Raw genomic sequence first — 19698 nt, 5'->3', positions numbered from 1 at the left:
GCACAATATTTTGCTAGAATTAGAGGATATATTACAACGCTCAAAAAAAATAAACAAAAAGTACTAGAAAATATTCAGCTTGCTTTTAGCAAAAATCCGTTCCTACCGGAAATGGCTGAATAGTTACACAACTTAAACAACTATAAAATAGCTATTTATAATGCTTTTTTAAGGAAAAAAAGTGTGAGTTTGCCCTGTGCTGCTCAAGCTTTATTAGGAAAAGTGTATTTATTCCACGGAAAATATGATCAAGGCATGTTTAAGTTAGCCGCAGATGTTCTTGATGATGTTATTAATAGCAATGTATATCAATTGGTTGCTGATTATAACCAGATTTTCGAGAATGAAAATGAAAATAATATCGAATCTCTTTTCGAAATTCAATATACAAATCAAGGTGGCGTAGAATGGGGATGTTTACAGTGTGGTAATGGCAATGTAGCCGTTGGCTATAACGGGATTAGAGACTATCCTCAAGGAGGACCATTTTTCTTTGCAGGTTATGGATATAATACTCCAACACAAGAAGTTGTAGATGAATTTGAAAGTGGCGATTTAAGAAAGGATGTTGCTATTTTAGATATTATAGATTGGGCTTCTAAAAACACAGGTGTTACGTATACTTTGAGTAGAGGAGAAACAGGGTATTATAATAGAAAATATATTCCTAGAAAAGAGGGGTATAAAACATTTGGAAATTTCGCTTTAAACAACCCAAACAATTATAGGGTTATACGCTATGCAGATGTGTTACTTATGGCATCTGAAGCTAATAATCGAATGCCTATTTCAAATGATGGTAAAGCTCAACAGTATCTCAATCAGGTTCGCAGAAGAGCATTTGGTCTTGATAACGCTAGTATAGATGTTTTAAAAACGGGTTTAGAATTAACATCTGCTATTTATCATGAAAGCCGTATGGAGCTTATGGGAGAAGGGCATCACTTCTTTGATTTAGTAAGAACCAATAGAGCTAAAGATGAAATAGAAAATTTCACACCAAACAAAAACGAAATATTTCCAATTCCTCTTGTTGAGCTAGAATTAGCAAAAGCAACACAAAGATGGGGGCAAAACCCTGGTTACTAAAAATAAATACTTAAAAAACAATAAATAAACTTAACCGCTTTGAATTACAACTATAATTCAACTTTAAAACAAAAAACTTATGATTAACAAAATTACTTTAATTATTGCGCTTTTTGCAATTACAGTCGGAAGTGCCCAAAATTTAGCTTTGGGTAAAACAACAGCTTCTACTAGTGGATCTAGTGCCGCTGCAGTTGATGGAGATCTAGGAACTAGGTGGGAGTCAGACTCTACAGATCCTCAATGGCTATCTGTAGATCTTGAAGCCTCTTATAGCATAGGTCAAATTATTATTAACTGGGAAGGTGCTTATGCAACTGAATATTTAATTGAAATATCTTCTGATAATAGTACTTGGACCACTATTTACACAGAGACTGCTGGAAATGGAGAAACAGATAATCTTTCAGTAACTGGAACAGGACGTTATATAAGATATTATGGAACCAAAAGAGGAACCACATATGGTCATAGTTTTTGGGAGTTTCAGGTTTACGAAGCAATTGCGACAGATGTTGATGCAACATTAAGCGACTTAACTGTAAACGGAACAACTGTTAGTGGTTTTTTATCTGATACAAAAACTTATGATGTAGAATTGCCATTAGGAACCTTAACAGTCCCTGCAGTTGTAGGAACTACTAAACAAAGCGAACCAGCAAATGCGGTTACAACAAATGCGGTCTCATTACCTGGTGCATCAACAGTCCTGGTAACAGCCAAAGATGGCACTACAACAGAAACGTATACGATAAACTTTACAGTGGAAAAAGAAAACATAGCGTATCTTAAAACAGCTACGGCTTCTTCAGAAGTCACGGCAGCTAGTCTCGCTTTTGATCAAGATTTTGGAACTAGATGGGAATCTGCTGCTACAGACATAGAATGGATTTATATAGATTTAGAATATACGGCTGATGTTGATGGTGTTCATTTAAACTGGGAGGGTGCATTTGGTGAAGACTATGTAATTCAAGTATCTAGTGATGCTTCTTCTTGGACCACTGTTTATACCCAAGTTGGAGGTAACGGGGGTACTGATGACATTTCTTTTACAGCTACTTCTGCTAGATATATAAGAATGTATGGAACTAAAAGGGGAACTGCATACGGTTACAGTTTATATGAGTTTGAAGTATATGGGACTTCAAACCCCGCTTTAGGTATTGATAAGCTTGAAGATATAAGTTTCTCTGTCTTCCCTAATCCTACTGCAAATATTGTTCACATCAATACTAGTTCAACGATAGATAGTGTAGAGGTTTTCGACATTAGTGGTAGAAAGGTATTCATAACAAATTCAAAAGATGTTAGTCTTTTAGGACTTAACAATGGTATATATATATTTAAAATCACATTAAATGGAATTGTTAAAACAACACAAATAATTAAGAACTAATTATTATTAACATGTTCTTGTGTAAGAATATTCTTAGACAAAAACAACTTTTAAAAACCGAGTTACAAAATACTCAAAATATTTAACTATAAATTTAAACTTTAAATTATGACTAAACTCAAATTTTTATTTGTTGCCCTGTTTTGTGCAGCTTTAGTATTACAAACAACGAGCTGTAGCACAAATGATGACGGCCCAGGTGGTGAAGAAGTAGGGAACGATGTTCAGATTACTGGAATTTCGATAAATCCAACATCCTTAAGTCTAGAAGAAGGAGTAACCTCTAATTTAGTAGTTTCATTGGAACCGAGTAATGCAACAGGCACTGTAACTTGGAGTTCATCTAATCCAGCAGTTGCAACTGTAGATAGTGATGGTCTTGTATCTTCAATAAGTGAAGGAACAGCTTCTATAGCAGCAGCTATTGGCACTTTTTCTTCTGTATGTGATGTAACAGTTACAAAAGAAGCAGTAATTGTAGATGATATAACTTTAAAAGGGAGTGACTATTATATTATTCAATTAGATGAAGATTCATACAGTGCTATCGAGTCTAAAGTGATTCAGGATTTTCGTCCGGATGACACTACGAAATTTTTATATGTTTGGGATGGAACTTTTGAAGGAGGAAACTCTGTAGGAAATAATTTTTATGGATTAGATCAAGATTGGATAAGTTTGAAAGTTGGAAATGTTGGATGGTCTGGTGCTGGATTTAGTGTTGGTAGTGCTTATGGAGACATAGATATGACTCCTATGTTTGATAATCCTGAAGATTATTATTTACATATAGGTTTTAAAACAGGACAATCAGCCTCTTCATATTTATTTATTTTAACAGATGGCCAAGCAGAAGCAAAAATTGCCATTGGTAATGATTTTAATGATGATGGAACAACATATACTTCCTATAAACAACTTACAAGAGATAATACCTGGAATAGTATTGATATTCCGGTAACTCACTTAAATCAGTTAGGTCTGTTTTATAATCAAACTTTCCAAGATGTTAATATATTTACTATGTTAGCAGGTGGTAATCAAGGAACTACTTTAGATATGGATGCTGTTTTCTTTTATAAAAAGTAGAAGCAAAAGTATATAACTTATTTTGGGAGGGGCATATAGCTCCTCCTAAAAAACAATGCAGTATTTTATTATTTAATTTTAGAAAACACGATAAAATGAAGGTCAAAGCTTTATTATTTATAATCATAATACAATGTATTTTTTACTCCTGTTCAGAGAATTCAGCAGATTCAGTAGATTCAGTAGATAAAGTCGAGTATATAGAATTAAATCACAGTGATTTAACAATTAACGTTGGAGATAAAGAAACTTTAGTCGTTGTAAAAGCTCCATCTACTAATGAAACATTGGTTTGGTCTTCTGACAACGAGCTAGTAGCAACTGTTTTTAATGGTATTGTTACAGCACATCAAAGTGGTGCTGCTACAATTACAGCAGGTTTAGGTAATTTAAAAGTAGATTGTAAGGTTACAGTACCTGAAAGAACTTATCAATTAGTTTGGTCTGATGAATTTGACGGGACAGAATTGAATACAGACAATTGGACTTATGAGGTTGATGGCAACGGAGGTGGAAATAATGAAAAACAATACTACACTGATAGAGCAGAAAATATTCGTGTCGAAAACGGTGTCTTAACTATTGAAGCAAGAAAAGAAAATTATGAAAACCGCGAATATACTTCTGCACGTATAATAACAAAAGACAAACAAGATTTTACTTATGGTAAAATTGAGGCGCGTTTAAAAGTACCAAGTGGAAGAGGCACATGGCCTGCCTTTTGGATGCTTGGATATGGTTCTTGGCCTCGTGCTGGTGAAATAGATATTATGGAGCATGTCGGGTATGAGCCTACAAAATTTCACTGTGCTTTGCATACAAGAAATAGAAATGGTTTAAACGGTCAAAATTTCCATGGAAGTCAGGATTTTACTGAAAATGTATCAAATGAATTTTATACTATTACTATGGAGTGGGTTGAAAAGGAAATATTTGGATTCGATAGGATTCATATTTATGTAGATGGGGTAAAAACCAAAACTTTTGGCGAAACTTCGCAACTGCAAGAATCTGGTGATTGGCCTTTTAACAAAGACTTTTTCTTTATTTTAAATTTAGCTATAGGAGGACAATGGGGAGGAGCAGAAGGCATTGATGATACAATGTTTGACAACAAAGTTTTGTTTGAGGTCGATTATATTCGAGTATATCAATTAAATTAAAGAAAAAATACAATTATGTCTAAAAAAAAAGATTAAAAATTAGTCTAATTTGTATTAATTTATTTTTTTTCTGTTGTACTGATAAAGACGCTAGCGATAGTGGTAAATTCGAATATATAATAAAAGAGCCTGTAAAACAAAATCGTAGTTCAAAAAGAGGTGTTTCTTATGATTATCAGTATGATGATGATATAAATGTTTTAGGCAAAGGGATCTCTTGGTCTTATAACTGGGGTGTTTCATACAATAATAGTTTTAATACTGCTATTGAAGAAAATAAAATAGATTATTGTCCGATGGCTTGGAATAGTATTGATAAAAACGCCTTGCGTTCTTATGTAGATAGCCATCCAAATTGTGAATACTTACTTGCTTTTAATGAACCAAATTTAACGGATCAAGCAAATATGACACCTCGACAAGCCGCATTGAAATGGGATAATGTAAAGTCAATTGCTGATGAGTTAGATTTAAAAATAATTTCACCTGCTATGAATTATGGCACCCTAGCCAATTATAGTGATCCCATTGTATGGTTAGATGAGTTTTTTAGTCTTGTTCCTTTAAAGGATATTGAAGGTATTTCTATTCATTGTTATATGCCTAGTGCCGCTGCATTGAAATCGTATATAGAACGATTTAAAAAATATGGAAAACCTATTTGGTTAACTGAGTTTTGTGCTTGGGATGGTTTAAATCAAAATACATTTAATCCTGAAGGTCAACAAAAATATCTATGTGATGTATTTAATTATTTAGAAAGCGATCCTGATGTATACAGATACGCTTGGTTTATTCCAAGAACGGGAAATGTAACTGCATTTCCTTATATGTCGCTTTTAACTAGGTCTTCTAATGTTGTATTAACAGAGTTGGGAAATATATTTGTACAAATGTCATCTCAAGACAAAACAATATATTATGTTGAAAATCAATTAATTGAAGCAGAGCATTATAGTTCTATTAGTATTGCTGATGGACTAAATGGTGGATGGGTTACAGGACCACGTGTAAAATCCACTACAGATAATTTAGAAGATACAAACAAGACGTTAGAACTCTATAATTTTTTACCAAAGCAATGGGTAGAATATCAATTTGAAATAGATCAAAGTAAAGATTTTGTACTAGAGCTTCGTTATGCTTGCTTTGTAGATGCTGATATAAATATTGAAGTTGACGGTAAATTAGAGACAAATAGTGTTTTACAAAATACAGGATATAATTTTGTGTGGAGTAATGCTGATATTCCTATAAAATTGAGTTCAGGAAAACATACGATACGTATTTACCTTAATAAAGGAACGTTTAATTTAAACTGGTTAAAAATCACCTAATAGCATAGGTTTATAAGCTTAGATTAGTAGCAATTTTCTAACTGAGTATATTCAAGGTTGATCGATTTTGTTCATTTTATGAAGAGATTCCTTGTACATAAAATAGTTTAGCAATACGATTAAATATTAACTCAAATAAATAAATTACAAAAACTTAATATTATGAATGTTAATCAATTAAAAATTATGACATACGTCTCTATTGTTTGCTCAATGGTAATGTCATGTTCATCTAATAAAGAAACATCAGAACAAGTAAAAAAAGTAGGTTATGAAGCAACTATTTATACAACCGCACACAAGACAAATCTTAACCTAACAAAGTCTATTGATATAAAATTTGGTGAATCTAAACAATACTGTGAAACAGCTATTTTTATTGATCCAACAAAACAATTTCAATCTCTACTCGGCATCGGTGGGGCATTAACAGACGCTTCCGCCGAAACTTTTTTTAAACTTCCAGAAAAAAGCCAAAATAAAATATTAGAATCTTATTTCGATGCAGAGAAGGGAATTGGATATTCCTTAGGAAGAACTTCCATACATAGCAGTGATTTTGGAAGTGAGAGTTTTTCCTATGTTAAGGAAGGAGACAAAGAATTAACATCATTTTCCATAGAACACGATCAAAAATACCGCTTACCATTTATAAAAAAGGCAATTTCTAAAGCGGGAGGTAAACTAACCTTTTATGCAAGTCCTTGGAGTCCCCCAGCTTTTATGAAAACGAATAATAGCATGCTAAATGGCGGAAAGTTAAAGCCTGAATATTATCAACCTTGGGCAAATTATTATGCCAAATTTATAAAAGCTTATGAGAAAGAAGGAATTCCTATTTGGGGACTGACCATTCAAAATGAACCGATGGCGGTGCAAGTATGGGAATCTTGTATTTATACAGCAGAAGAAGAACGAGATTTTTTAAAAAATTATTTAGGGCCAACATTAGAAAAGGAAGGCTTAGGTGAAAAAAAAATTATTGTGTGGGATCATAACAGAGACATTCTTTACCGAAGAGCTTCAGTTATTTTTAACGACCCAGAAGCTTCTAAATATGCTTGGGGTGCTGGTTTTCATTGGTATGAAGATTGGAAAGACGGAGTTCCAATGTATAATGAGATCAAAAAAGTAAATGAAGCGTATCCGGATAAAAAATTATTGTTTACAGAAGGATGTAATGAAAGTTACGATTTGGAAAGACTTATTAACGACGATCATAAGTTAGCTGAACGTTATGGGAAATCTATGATCAATGATTTTAATAATGGAACCGTAGGCTGGACAGATTGGAATATCTTACTAGATCACAATGGAGGACCAAATCATGTAGGGAACCTTTGTTTTTCTCCAGTGCATGCAGACACGAGAACTGGTGAGGTAACCTTTACAAGATCATTTTATTATATAGGACACTTTTCAAAATTTATACGTCCAGGAGCAAAAAGAATAGCGAATTCCTCTAATAGTAATCAGATTATATCAACAGCTTTTATAAATCCTGACGGAAGTATTGCTGTAGTTGTGTTAAATCAAGGAGATTCAAAAAAAGAATTTAGTATCGAAATAAATTCAAAAATGGCAAAAACAACTGCTTTACCCTACTCAATACAGACAATAGTATTATTGCCAGTAGGCTAAATATGCTTTTTAATAAGATGAATCCATTCAATGAACCCTAAAAACAGACCATTTAGGGTTCATTGAATATTCATCTAGTAAACTAAAAAACCTCACGGAAAATATAATTTAATAAAAAGTGAGCGCTAAATAAATGTGATATAATGGATTATAATACTACTCAACTATACCATTACTACCTTTATACCTAAGCCCGCCATGTGTTAATCTTCTAAAATCCTTTTAGGAAGTCTTATCTTGGGTTGAGTTTTGCTTCTACTACTGCTAATACTAACTAAAGCGGCCTATTTATAATCGCTTTTGTCTCAATATCATAAACATTTAATCTTGCTAGAAACAGTAACCTCTGGAGTCGTGATGCAAAAGACATTGCGTAAACAACATATAATTGCACAGACTGCTTGTAGATGGTTTTTTTATCTTTTTCTTAAATATTTTTAAGTGAAGAAAACAGCTTTTATTGCAGAAGTGATACCAAAAATTATACAAGCAACTAAAGAAACTTTGTGAAGAATATTATCAATCTTGTTTTTTTGTAAGAAGATTGGATAGACTTTTTGCTTTACAAAAAAAGTTACAAACGTTTATATCTTAAACTTCGGTGTGATTGATAAGAATTCTTTGTTTACCGTTGTAGATTGTTTGCAGAAGAGTTTTAAACGCCTGAAATATTCATACATAATCTGGAAAATGCAAATGGGTTATAACCAATTCACAAAGTAGCTACAAATGGTTAAGAATTTAAAATTGATATATTCATAAAAGGGTTGCTTTATGTAACAAAGGCGGTTAGAACGAAAAAAGTGAGAAGAAAATAGATTCAGATTATAAATATTGAATCTCATTCTGCGTTATAGGTTTACGAATAAGTAAATTAGAACTGAAATATAGGCTCTATGTTGTTTGTAGTGGGTTATATGTTTTTTAAAAAGCACAACAATATAAAGTGCTTAAAGCTAGGCAACTGTATTTACAAGACTACGGAAGTTATAATTTTAGCACTGAATATCAACTTTACCCTCTCTATTCGACATAGAGCCGAAATATAAAACATGTTCTAGATGCCTTGAATAAAAGAATTCGTATGCATTAAGTAAATATGAAATAGTATTAAGAGGTTGATAAGAACTGTTTTGTTTCTAGTAAGTAATTTTTAAGATATAAACGGTCTAGTACTTTCGTACTAGACTTTTTTTAGTAAATTTTTTCGGGAGTTATTAAGCACAGAAAATGTTTGTTTTTTGTACTAAAAGCACTTGAATAGCAATTAAACACTGAACAATAATAAGTCTAATTTGTATTTATAAAACGTTTGAATATAGCTATTTATATTACCTTGTAGTGTAAGAATTTACTTTGCAACAGTTCTTGTAGAGATTAAATCTACAATCGTAGTTATTTTATGCTACACAATTCTTGTAAAATTGATTCTGATTAAAAATATTTATTATTTCATATTTTTAAAGTAGCAAAATTCAAAATTAATTCACGCTAATAAAAACTTAACAATTATGTTTTTAAAAATGTACAAACTTAATATTTTATTTATATTTATATTTAGTATAAATGTTTTATTCTCTCAAACTCCCGTAACAGTTGGTTCGGGAAGCTATGCTTCTTACCCTCCAAGTGAAAAGCTTGAGTTTGAATGGGACGGAGTAACCTATTATAATGATTTTGATTTTGTTTACAACGACCCTATTTATGTTTCAGATAACGAAACTAGACCTATCCCTACAAATGATTGGTGGACACGAATTTTAGTAGAAAAGTATGGAGGATTGTTATTTGCATACCCACTAGTTTTAGAACCAACTGCAGAGGGTGTAAAAATCCAATATCCGATAGGTTTTGTAGCCGATGGATCCAATCTTGAACGTGGGAATGGTTTAATGATAAAAGCAGATGATTACACTCCTGACAAAGCAATCGCTGCAGATTGGACTGACTGGTCTGTTGTAATGGGAATGCCCGATGAAGAAACGGGTAGCAATATGAATGTGACAATGGCCCACGGTATTCCATTTACACAAATTGAAACTAAAGGAATCAATCCTATAATATTTGCAGAAGGTGGAGCTTCTTACTACAACTCTTTAGGAGAGCCAATTGAGTTCCCTATTGCATCGGGAGGAGAGTTTGTGTTAGAATCAGAAGGAAGATTGTTTGGTATACATTTAGGAGATGGGGCCACAGCAGAATTAAATATAGGTAGTACTGAAACTTTTATAACAATAGATCTAGGTGTTGCGTATAATATATCGGCTATTAATTTAGTTTGGGAAGCGGCATATGCTTCTGAATATAGCATACAAGTATCTAACGACAATTTAAATTGGTCAACACTCGAAACGATAACAAACGGTACCGGAGGTACAGTAAATTTTGATGTTTCAAGCAATAGTAGGTATGTTAAAATTGTTCTAACCAAGCAAGGAACCCAGTATGAATACTCCTTATATGAAATAGAAATATTTAGTGCGGAAACAAATGTTGCACTTAACAAAACGGTTGTAGCTTCGTCTCAACAGAATGGAAGTTTATCACCTAATTTAGCTGTAGATGGGGATACAAATACAAGGTGGGGATCAGCAACAGAGAAAACAGGGCCAGAAGAAAGGTTATTAATCAACATGAATAATATAGAGAACCATTTTGTTGTGTCAGCACTTACCGAATATAGTGACCTTACCGAATATGAAAATTATGCTCACAACAAGCCTGTAGAAACAATTATTGACTATTCATATGATATAGAAGCGGGTAAAGTGAACACCACTTGGAATATCACTACTGAAAACTTAAATGGTGATATAAATGGTAATACAATACAAGGATTTATTCCTCACCATTATAAAAACACGACTTTTAATGATGTTAATTTTATAAATCGTAATTACGTTACGGCTAGAGGAACTATGAAATCTGCTATTGGTAAATCTTTTTCGTTTTCATATAAATTCGGAGGAATTCTTCCAAGTTTTAACGCTCCTTACCATAATGCAAACGATCTAAATCCTTATAATGCTGATATACAATACAAACTAGTTTCTGAATTCGCCTCCAAGAGAAAAACGTATGGAGGTGATACTTATTGGGGAGGAAAAGACCTTGTAAATATTGCTAAATATGCATTGATGGCAAAAGAGCTGAACCATCAATCTTACGAAGATCTTAAAACATTGGCTAAAGCTTCTTTAGTAGATTGGTTAACATATACCGAAGGAGAAAACGAACATTATTATGCGCGTTATGACCGCTGGAAAGCACTTGTTGGATTTAATCAATCTTATGGCTCTGCCCAATTCACAGATAATCATTTTCATTATGGTTACTTAATTCATGCAGCCGCGCTATATGGGATGATAGATAGTGATTTTTTAGATGACTATAGGGGTATGTTAGAATTGGTATGTAAGCAATATGCCAATTGGGAAAGAGACGATACTTTTTTACCCTATTTTAGAACTTTTGACCCGTGGATAGGTCATTCTTATGCCGGAGGAACTAGTTCTGGAGGGGGAAACAATCAGGAATCTACCTCTGAAGCAATGCAATCTTGGATTGGTATGTTTTTATTAGGAGAAGTTATGAATAATCCTGAAATGAGAGATGCCGGCGCTTTTGGTTATAGAAGTGAAGCAGCAGCAACCATGGAATACTGGTTTGATTGGGATCAAGAAAATTTACCAGAAGCCTATAATCATACAATGGTTGGAATTTTATGGAATGGAGGTTATAGTTACGGAACTTACTTTAGCGCAAGTCCTGTTCATATTCATGGAATTCAGTATTTACCTGTAAATCCTGGCTTTAAGTATTTAGCTGAAAATAAAATATGGGCTGCTAAAGAGTATTCTGACATGATGAGTGAGACATTAGCGATAGATGGGCATACAAGAGAAATAGATTTTGGTGACGATTGGGCACAAGTTGCTCTTGGTTTCAGATTGTTATTTGATCCTGAGTACGTTTCTGATTTTATAAAAACAAATATAGCTTTAGAAGAGACAGATACCGACTATATTATGGATTATGAGGTAGCTGGAATGACGTATAACTATACACATGCAATTCAAAATTTGGGAGATTTCTCGTTTAACCATTATACAAACCTCCCTGCAAGTAGTGTGTTTGAAGAAAATGGTGAATTTTCTTATGCTGTTGCTTTTAATCCTTCGGACAATGAAAAAGAATGTTTCGTATACGATTACTCAGGGGCAACAATTACTTCATTTATGGTGCCAGCTAAAACTTTAGTAACGTACCCTGAATTACCTGAAGTTGGCCAAGAACCAGAAAATTGCTATGATTTAGTTGCTCAAGGAAGTGCATCTTCAGGAAATAACTCTGCTGCAGCTGCGTTAGATGGAAATATGGGTACTCGTTGGATAGCTGAATCTACAGATCCTTGTTCTTTTAATCTTGATTTAGGTCAATCATTTGAAATTAATGAAGTTACGGTTGCTTGGGAAGTAGCAAATGCAAGTAATTATTCTCTTTTGGGATCAAACGATACGATAACATGGATTGAAATAAGAAGTTTAGAAAATTTAGGTTCAGGGAACAGAACGGACACTATTTCAAATATTACTGGATCTTATCAATATTTGAAATTAGATATTATAACGCCGACAACACAGTATCCATTCTCAATTTACGAAATTGATATTTGTGGAAAGGCCAGTGAACGCCAAAGCTTAAGCGTTAAAAATAACACGAACTTAATAACTTCTACTATTTATCCTAATCCAACTACATCTGATATATTTATCAAAGATGTAACAGCGGGTACTAATATTTATATTTATAACGTTACAGGAAAATTAGTATTGACAACTGTAGTCAAAATGAATGAAACAAAAATAAATATCAGTAAGTTGCCAAATGGTATCTATTTTCTAAAAATAGAAGGTCAGAATTCCCCTAAACAGATAGTTAAAATTTAACTCCATCTTTAAAGAGTTATAGAAAACTTGTAAACAGAAGATTGTAATTATTAGTTACCATCTTCAGTTTACAAGTTTTTGTGTTAATAATAGATATAAGTATTCAATTTCTCATAAACTAGTTTTCTTGTATTATAATGATTGTTTAGATAAAAAGGCACTTATAACTTTTATGGATAAAAAATAGAAGCGTGTCAGCAATCAAAAACTTAAAGTAAGTAAATATTAATAAACAAGCAAAAGCCTTATATATAGTCTAATAATAGCTTTTGTTTTTATGTTTTGTTAGGCAACTTTTTATTATGAAAATTTATAAATTCAAAGATGAAATTGATGGTAATTTTGCTTTTATAATTGCAAAAAATGAAGATGAAGCAGCAGCTACATTAACAATAACAAGTTCAATTCCTTTCAAATTTATAGAAAGTAAAAATATAGAAGAACATAACAGACCAGTAATATTGTTAAATAATATACTACCTTTTTAAATGTTGTCTAACAATAAGGTCACAACTCATTCATGTTTTTTTTTAAATTATTATGATTTTTTCTCATTCAAACCGTATATTCGTGTATGCTGTTTTCTATGTTTAGATCTTTTAAATCCCAACTAATATGAGTTTCTTTTTCAAAAGTTTATGCTGTTTTTTTCTTTTGTTATTCTCAAGAAGTGTTTTTTCAATTAATAATTTACCCAAATTAGAATGCTATGATAAAAATGCTTACCAAGCAGGGCGACAAAATTGGGATATTGATATCGACAAGGACGGTATTGTTTATTTCGCAAATTCAGATGGCTTATTATATAATATTTTTGGAGAATGGAAACTTAAAAAAATGCCCAAAAAAGAACTTATCCGTTCTGTATTAGTAAATAATGATACGATCTATTGTGGAGGAACAGAAATTGGATATTTTGCTAAAAAATCTGGTGATTTGATTTTTCATAAAATTGAGGCTCTAAAAGAGGATCAAGTATGGGAGATTATTTCTTTTGAAAATTCAATTGTCTTTCTTGCAGAAAATCAGGTAATTTATTATGATAAATTAAAAAAAACAACAATAAAACATAAGTTTAAACCTCGTTTTTGGTCTATAACCAAATGGAGAGGTGAAATTTGGGGCGTTCGTAAAAACGGACAAATAGGTTCTTTAGAAAAGGGAGTTTTCAAAAAAAAGGCTTTTCTTAAAGAATTACTAGCAGTAGAAATTAGAAAAATATTTGTTCACAATGACCAGCTTTTTGTGGTCACACTTGCAGGAAAACTTTACAGTTTTGATGGAAAAAAAATAAAACAGATTGTTCTTCCCCAAGTTTTAAAAGGAAAGGCATTATTTTCAGGAATGTCCTATGACGATAGTTCATTTTGTTTGGCAACTATTTCTGAAGGGTTTATCAGAATAAATAATAAAGGAGAGGTTTTAAATTTAGTAAATTCAAAAAATGGTCTGTTAGATAATACTGTTTTGTCGATGGCAAAAGATCAATTAGGTAATATGTGGCTAGGATTAGATTATGGTATTGCAAAGATTGAGTCGCCTGGACCAATCAACCAAATATTTAAAGGAGCGGCAACCTATGATATTATAAATTTTAAAGGGAAGACGTATATCGCTACAAATAAAGGTTTGTATTGTAGTTCTGATAATTCTGATTTTCAGCTTATCGAAGGCTTTGGAGGTCAAATATGGTCGTTAAGAGTAGTAGATGACGAATTGTATGTCTGTGGCATCAGAGGTTTGTCAAAAATAGTAAAGAACAAAGTCGAAACACGTTCAATTTATCAGATAGGTGTTTATGATTTGGCTCATTTTGAGGGGACTGATTATTATCTGCTTTTAGCTTATAACGGATTAATATTGGCTAAAAAAGTCGGAGAGGAGTTCAATTTTATTAAAAATTTAGAACTATGGGGTTATAGAAAATTGAGTTACGATAGGGCAAATAAATGTATTTGGGGAGAATTTGGAAACGAAAATATTTATCAATTAGTCCTAAATTCGAATTTCGAAGTAGAAGTTAAAAAAAACACGACTTTCTTAAAGTTCTTTAACACTGAAAACGGCATTTTTTTGTAGTGATAACAAAAATATACTGCAATACAAAGACGGAAAAGAAATACTAGCAGAGCAAGATTTGATAAAAACAATTGAAGGCCCAATACAAGCTATGGCTTTCAATAACAAGGGTTATTTGTGTTATATTCAAAATAGAGAAGTAAAACTTAATGTATTGCTTCCTGATGCCACTATACATTCATACAATACTTTACTAACCTCTTTAGGTAATAATGCGATTTTGGATTATGAGTATGTTGACTTTGATAATCATACATTAAGGCTTGCAACTGATAGAGGAGTCACTACATTTGATATACATTATCAATCAGATGCAAAAAAATATAGCCCTCCTGCTATTTCATCTTTTACGGTTCTTAGTGATAAGAACAAAAGTTTTCATCTTCCATATCCAAAAGAAGGCATTCACTTAGGTTCAGGAAATAAAGACATGAAGTTCAGGTTTGGTATTAATAAATCAGATTTTGATGTTGTAGAGTACAGATACAAATTGCCTCCTAATCAAAGTAGTTGGTCTGAATGGAATGGAATAAAAAAAGAAATTCTAGTGACCCAAGTAAAAGGTGGTGACCATATTTTTTATCTTCAAAGTAGGGTAAATGGAGGTGATGAAGAGGAGGTTTCATTAAAATTTTCAATTGATAAGTATTGGTATCAGACCTATTGGGTTATTCTTCCTGTATTTTTCATAATCTTTTTGTGGATTTTTGGAGTAATCATAATAATGGATCGTATCAATCGACGCAAATTAATTCGTCTAAAGAAAATTTACGTGGAAAAAGAGACTCATAAAACTTTAAAACTAAAGAACGATCAACTGCTTCAGTTTGCTGAAATTATTAGTGGTAAGAATGAGTTTTTAAATAAAATAAAGAGTGGTTTAGAACAAATGCGAAATAGTGAATCCAAACGTTGGGCAAGATTAATTTCAAATGAAGTAAATAACGAAAAAAAGGACTTTCTTTTTCATAAATTATTTTCTGAAGTTCATCAAAATTTTATTAAAGATTTAAATGAGCATTACCCGCTACTTACGGCTAATGATATTCGTGTACTTTCTTTTATTAGAATAAATTTAGATAAAACTGAAATTTGTAACCTTATGAACATTACTTCAAGGAGCTTGGATACTAATCGGTATCGCCTTAGAAAGAAATTAAACCTTCAATCAGAAGTAGATTTGAATCAATTTATCAGAGAATTTTAAATATTTGTTAACTGATGTTTTAATTCACCTTATCTCGGGGAAATAATCTATTTAAAGTCCTTAAATCATTAATGTCCGATTAAAATTATTTTTAGTTTGATAAAACCTCTTAAAATAAAAGGTTCCGGGAATTTTTTAAATAACACCTTGCTTTTTTAGAAATAATTTTATCAAAATAAAGTAGATGATTTTATTTTAAGTTAGAGCTGTTTGTTAATTAGTTAGAATCAAGTCTTGGCTCTTGGTTCTAAAAGCGAAGCGGTATTGAGTCTTTTATCGGACAAAAATATCCTTACATACAAACTTTTTTGTTGGTAAAATGTTTTCTAAAACTTATGAAGACTGTTTTTCTGCTACTTCTGTGACTTTTCCTTTTTTAGAATAACTGTTACATGACACCAAGGTTTTTAAGCTTAAGAATATTTTTCTAAAGAGCTTAGAGGTCAATAAGCAAAAATTTGGAAGAAAATAAATCCTTCAACATGGTGTAAATTTAAATCAATACACTTCTAATTTTTTAATTTTTTATGCAACTGTAACTCCCTTTATTTTAATTAATTAACATTAGTAGTTGTGCTTTTATACACAACAAAATAAGGGTTGCTGTAATTTAGTCAACGCTTTTTTTTTGACAAACAAAATTTTTAAATTAATCTTAGGCTTCCTCCAGTATATCCGTATTAATTTTTGCACCAAAATCAGTCAATTCTTAAATACTTAATAAACTATGAATAAATTTAACCACTTTGAATTACAACTACAATTCAACTTCAAAACAAAAAACTTATGATTAACAAAATTACTTTAATTATTGCGCTTTTTGCAATTACAGTCGGAAGCGCCCAAAATTTAGCTTTGGGTAAAACAACAGCCTCTACAAGTGGATCTAGTGCCGCCGCAGTTGATGGAGATCTAGGAACTAGGTGGGAATCAGCTTCTACAGACCCACAATCGCTATCTGTAGATCTTGGAGCCTCTTATAGCATAGGTCAAGTTATTATTAACTGGGAAGGTGCGTACGCAACTGACTATTTAATTGAAATCTCTTCTGATAATACTAATTGGACCGCTATTTACACGGAGACTGCTGGAAATGGAGGAACCGATGATCTTTCAGTATCCGGAACAGGACGTTATATAAGATATTATGGAACCAAAAGAGGAACTATATATGGTCATAGTTTTTGGGAATTTCAGGTTTACGAAGCGATTGCGACAAATGTTGATGCAACATTAAGTGACTTAACTGTAAACGGAACAACTGTTAGTAGTTTTTTATCTAATACAAAGACGTATAACGTAGAGTTGCCAGCAGGTACCGTAACGGTTCCAACTGTTGTAGGAACGACTAAACAAAGCACACCAGCAACTGCTGTTACAACCAATGCGGCCTCATTACCTGGTGCATCAACAGTACTAGTAACTGCTAAAGATGGTACTACAACAGAAACATACACGCTAAACTTTACAGTAAAAAAAGAAAACATAGCGTATCTTAAAACAGCTACGGCTTCTTCAGAAGCCCAGGCAGCTAGTTTAGCTTTTGATCAAAATTCTGGAACAAGATGGGAATCTGCTACTACAGATATAGAATGGATTTATATAGATTTAGGAAATACGTTTGATGTTGATGGTGTTAATTTAAACTGGGAGGGTGCATTTGGTGAAGACTATGTAATTCAAGTATCTAGTGACGCTTCTTCTTGGACTACTGTTTACACACAAGTTGGAGGAAACGGGGGTATTGATGATATTTCTTTTACAGCTACCTCTGCTAGATATGTAAGAATGTATGGAACAAAAAGGGGGTCTATTTACGGTTACAGTTTATTTGAATTTGAAGTATATGGAACTTTAAGTGCATCAACTTGGTTAGGAACTACTTCAGAATGGACTACAGGGAGCAACTGGAGTGCAGGAACTGTGCCTTCAGCATTAACGAATGTTACGATTCCAGCAGGCACAGCAAATAGTCCAATAATATCGGCTACTACCGGTGCTGTTTGTAATAATCTAACAATTGATTCTGGCGCTTCATTAAACATTACTGCCGGAGGTTCTTTAATTCCTGTTGGCACATCAACTGGTAACATTACTTATAATGTGAACGTTACCGATACTAATTGGCATTTAGTTGCAAGTCCAGTAATAGGTGCACAATATGATAATGATTGGGTAACAGCTTATTCTATTGCTACAGGCTCTGCATCTGCTTCTAATAAAGGAATTTCTACCTATGACAATGCAACGCCAGATGCCATTACAGGACAATGGAATTACTATCAAGGTGGTACTACTGAAACTTTTGGAACAGGAGTTGGTTATGGTTTAAAGAAAGGAACTATTGGTGGTGCATCTGCAGCAACGTATTCTTTTACAGGTACCATTGCTTCCTCTGTAACTCCTACAATTTCACAAGATAATAATAATTGGAATTTAATCGGTAATTCGTATCCTTCTTATATGAGTGTTGAAGCATTTCTTACTGCAAATGGATCTTTACTATCAAATGCTTTTCAAGCAGTTTTTGTTTTTAATGCATCAACAGGTCTTTATGAAGACCTTGGAGCGGGTAATTTTATTCAACCCGGGCAAGCATTTTTTGTAAATTCTAAACTGACTTCAACAACAGTTTCAATGACAAAAGCTATGCAGAGTCATCAAACGGGTGTTACTTTTTACAAAAAAAATATTCAAAATATTAATCTTTCCGTTTCTAACGGAGTAAGTACAAAAACAACTCAAATAAACTATTTTAATGATAAAACAAAAGGATTAGACCCAGGATTTGATGTTGGAATGTTTGATGGTGTAAACTCTGAATTAAAATTGTACACTCATTTAGTAGAAAACAACCAAGGTATTGCTTTTAAAAGACAAGCTTTACCTGCTTCAGAAATGGAAACAATGACAATTCCTATTGGATTAAAAACAGAAGCTAACAAAGAAATTACCTTTTCATTAGATGCGTTAAACTTACCAAATGGGATGAGCATTTATCTAGAAGATAGAGAAACCAATACTTTCAAATCATTCTCTGATGGTGCTATAAAAATGACATTTAACGAAAATATAAATGGTATTGGCAGGTTCTATATCAACGTTTCAAGTAAAGCTCTAAATACCACTGATTCTAATCTTGAAAAAATTTCTGTTTATATTTCTGATAAAACAACATTAAGGGTAAGTGATTTGCCAAATGCAAAGACTTCTCTTAAAGTTTTCAATATTTTAGGCAAGCAGGAGTTAAGTACTTCTTTTATATCTAAAGGTACAAGTGACATTACAATTCCTAAATTATCAACTGGGGTCTATATTGTTCAAATTCAATCAGAAGAAGGAAAGTTGAATAAAAAAATCATTATAGAATAACCAAATCTTTAAAACTAAACATCATGACTCACCAATTAAAAGACACAAAAAAAACAGAAGATATTTCAAGAAAAGACGCTATTAAAAAAATAGGGAACTATGGTAAATATGCGGCATTAACAGCATTAGGTACCTATCTAATTTTGAACCCGCAAAAGGCTCAGGCTTCAAGCCCCGAAGCTCCAGGAGAAGGGTTTTAAATATTTAAATCTAAAATAAAAAGTAGTTTAAACCAGTGAATTCAGTTTCACTGGTTTTTTAATGAGTTTCATTTTGGAAGGTATGTAAATCTGATTGGTGAAATCAGATTAGCTTGAGAAACAAGAAAAACCTTATTAAAACCAAACTATTATTTCTAAAAAATTCAAGAAAA

The 19698-nt window shown here is 32.4% G+C and carries 12 protein-coding genes; all 12 read left to right on the top strand.

The features are described from left to right. The first annotated feature begins 183 nt into the window (after positions 1-183). The 12 genes from ES044_RS07235 (at position 184) to ES044_RS18495 (ending at position 19525) form a co-directional block, all read left to right on the top strand. Entirely contained in the window at positions 184-1089 is a 906-nt protein-coding gene (locus ES044_RS07235) for a RagB/SusD family nutrient uptake outer membrane protein (protein ID WP_223269149.1), read from the top strand. Between the two features lie 79 nt (positions 1090-1168). Continuing rightward, positions 1169-2488, top strand: a complete 1320-nt coding sequence (locus ES044_RS07230) for a discoidin domain-containing protein (protein ID WP_147118743.1) — start codon at positions 1169-1171, stop codon at positions 2486-2488. Positions 2489-2596: 108 nt separating this feature from the next. Further along, a complete protein-coding gene (locus ES044_RS07225; protein ID WP_147118742.1) occupies positions 2597-3577 on the top strand; it encodes an Ig-like domain-containing protein in 981 nt (326 codons plus the stop codon). A gap of 95 nt (positions 3578-3672) precedes the next feature. Then, positions 3673-4740, top strand: a complete 1068-nt coding sequence (locus tag ES044_RS07220; protein ID WP_147118741.1) for a family 16 glycosylhydrolase — start codon at positions 3673-3675, stop codon at positions 4738-4740. 38 nt (positions 4741-4778) lie between these two features. Next, on the top strand, positions 4779-6077 hold the full coding sequence (locus ES044_RS07215) for a glycosyl hydrolase (protein WP_317131220.1): 1299 nt from the start codon (positions 4779-4781) through the stop codon (positions 6075-6077). A 162-nt stretch (positions 6078-6239) separates the two neighbouring features. Continuing rightward, complete coding sequence (locus tag ES044_RS07210) at positions 6240-7718, top strand: glycoside hydrolase family 30 protein (protein ID WP_410524679.1); 1479 nt, start codon at positions 6240-6242, stop codon at positions 7716-7718. Between the two features lie 1523 nt (positions 7719-9241). Next, complete coding sequence (locus tag ES044_RS07205) at positions 9242-12667, top strand: glycosyl hydrolase (RefSeq protein ID WP_189663226.1); 3426 nt, start codon at positions 9242-9244, stop codon at positions 12665-12667. Between the two features lie 302 nt (positions 12668-12969). After that, complete coding sequence (locus tag ES044_RS07200; RefSeq protein WP_147118738.1) at positions 12970-13155, top strand: hypothetical protein; 186 nt, start codon at positions 12970-12972, stop codon at positions 13153-13155. A gap of 127 nt (positions 13156-13282) precedes the next feature. Beyond that, complete coding sequence (locus tag ES044_RS07195) at positions 13283-14746, top strand: hypothetical protein (protein WP_147118737.1); 1464 nt, start codon at positions 13283-13285, stop codon at positions 14744-14746. A 58-nt stretch (positions 14747-14804) separates the two neighbouring features. Next, the gene (locus tag ES044_RS07190; protein ID WP_147118736.1) at positions 14805-15953 is read left to right on the top strand and encodes a helix-turn-helix transcriptional regulator; all 1149 of its coding nucleotides are present in this window, start codon (positions 14805-14807) and stop codon (positions 15951-15953) included. Between the two features lie 786 nt (positions 15954-16739). Beyond that, the gene (locus ES044_RS07185) at positions 16740-19325 is read left to right on the top strand and encodes a discoidin domain-containing protein (protein ID WP_147118735.1); all 2586 of its coding nucleotides are present in this window, start codon (positions 16740-16742) and stop codon (positions 19323-19325) included. 23 nt (positions 19326-19348) lie between these two features. After that, positions 19349-19525, top strand: coding sequence for a hypothetical protein (locus ES044_RS18495; protein ID WP_189663225.1), 177 nt, complete (start codon positions 19349-19351; stop codon positions 19523-19525). The last annotated feature ends 173 nt before the right edge of the window (positions 19526-19698 follow it).

The sequence above is a fragment of the Polaribacter sp. IC066 genome (assembly GCF_007997085.1).
In the GTDB taxonomy this organism is placed as follows: domain Bacteria; phylum Bacteroidota; class Bacteroidia; order Flavobacteriales; family Flavobacteriaceae; genus Polaribacter.
Note: the sequence above shows the minus strand (reverse complement) of the source record. Positions and strands in the feature narration are given on the sequence as shown.

What these genes read in the sequence shown, in the direction of transcription:
- ES044_RS07210 (WP_410524679.1), top strand. Translation starts at nt 6,240, where the DNA reads ATGAATGTTAATCAATTAAAAATTATGACATACGTCTCTATTGTTTGC.
- ES044_RS07205 (WP_189663226.1), top strand. Translation starts at nt 9,242, where the DNA reads ATGTACAAACTTAATATTTTATTTATATTTATATTTAGTATAAATGTT.
- ES044_RS07220 (WP_147118741.1), top strand. Translation starts at nt 3,673, where the DNA reads ATGAAGGTCAAAGCTTTATTATTTATAATCATAATACAATGTATTTTT.
- ES044_RS18495 (WP_189663225.1), top strand. Translation starts at nt 19,349, where the DNA reads ATGACTCACCAATTAAAAGACACAAAAAAAACAGAAGATATTTCAAGA.
- ES044_RS07225 (WP_147118742.1), top strand. Translation starts at nt 2,597, where the DNA reads ATGACTAAACTCAAATTTTTATTTGTTGCCCTGTTTTGTGCAGCTTTA.
- ES044_RS07230 (WP_147118743.1), top strand. Translation starts at nt 1,169, where the DNA reads ATGATTAACAAAATTACTTTAATTATTGCGCTTTTTGCAATTACAGTC.
- ES044_RS07195 (WP_147118737.1), top strand. Translation starts at nt 13,283, where the DNA reads ATGAGTTTCTTTTTCAAAAGTTTATGCTGTTTTTTTCTTTTGTTATTC.
- ES044_RS07185 (WP_147118735.1), top strand. Translation starts at nt 16,740, where the DNA reads ATGATTAACAAAATTACTTTAATTATTGCGCTTTTTGCAATTACAGTC.
- ES044_RS07200 (WP_147118738.1), top strand. Translation starts at nt 12,970, where the DNA reads ATGAAAATTTATAAATTCAAAGATGAAATTGATGGTAATTTTGCTTTT.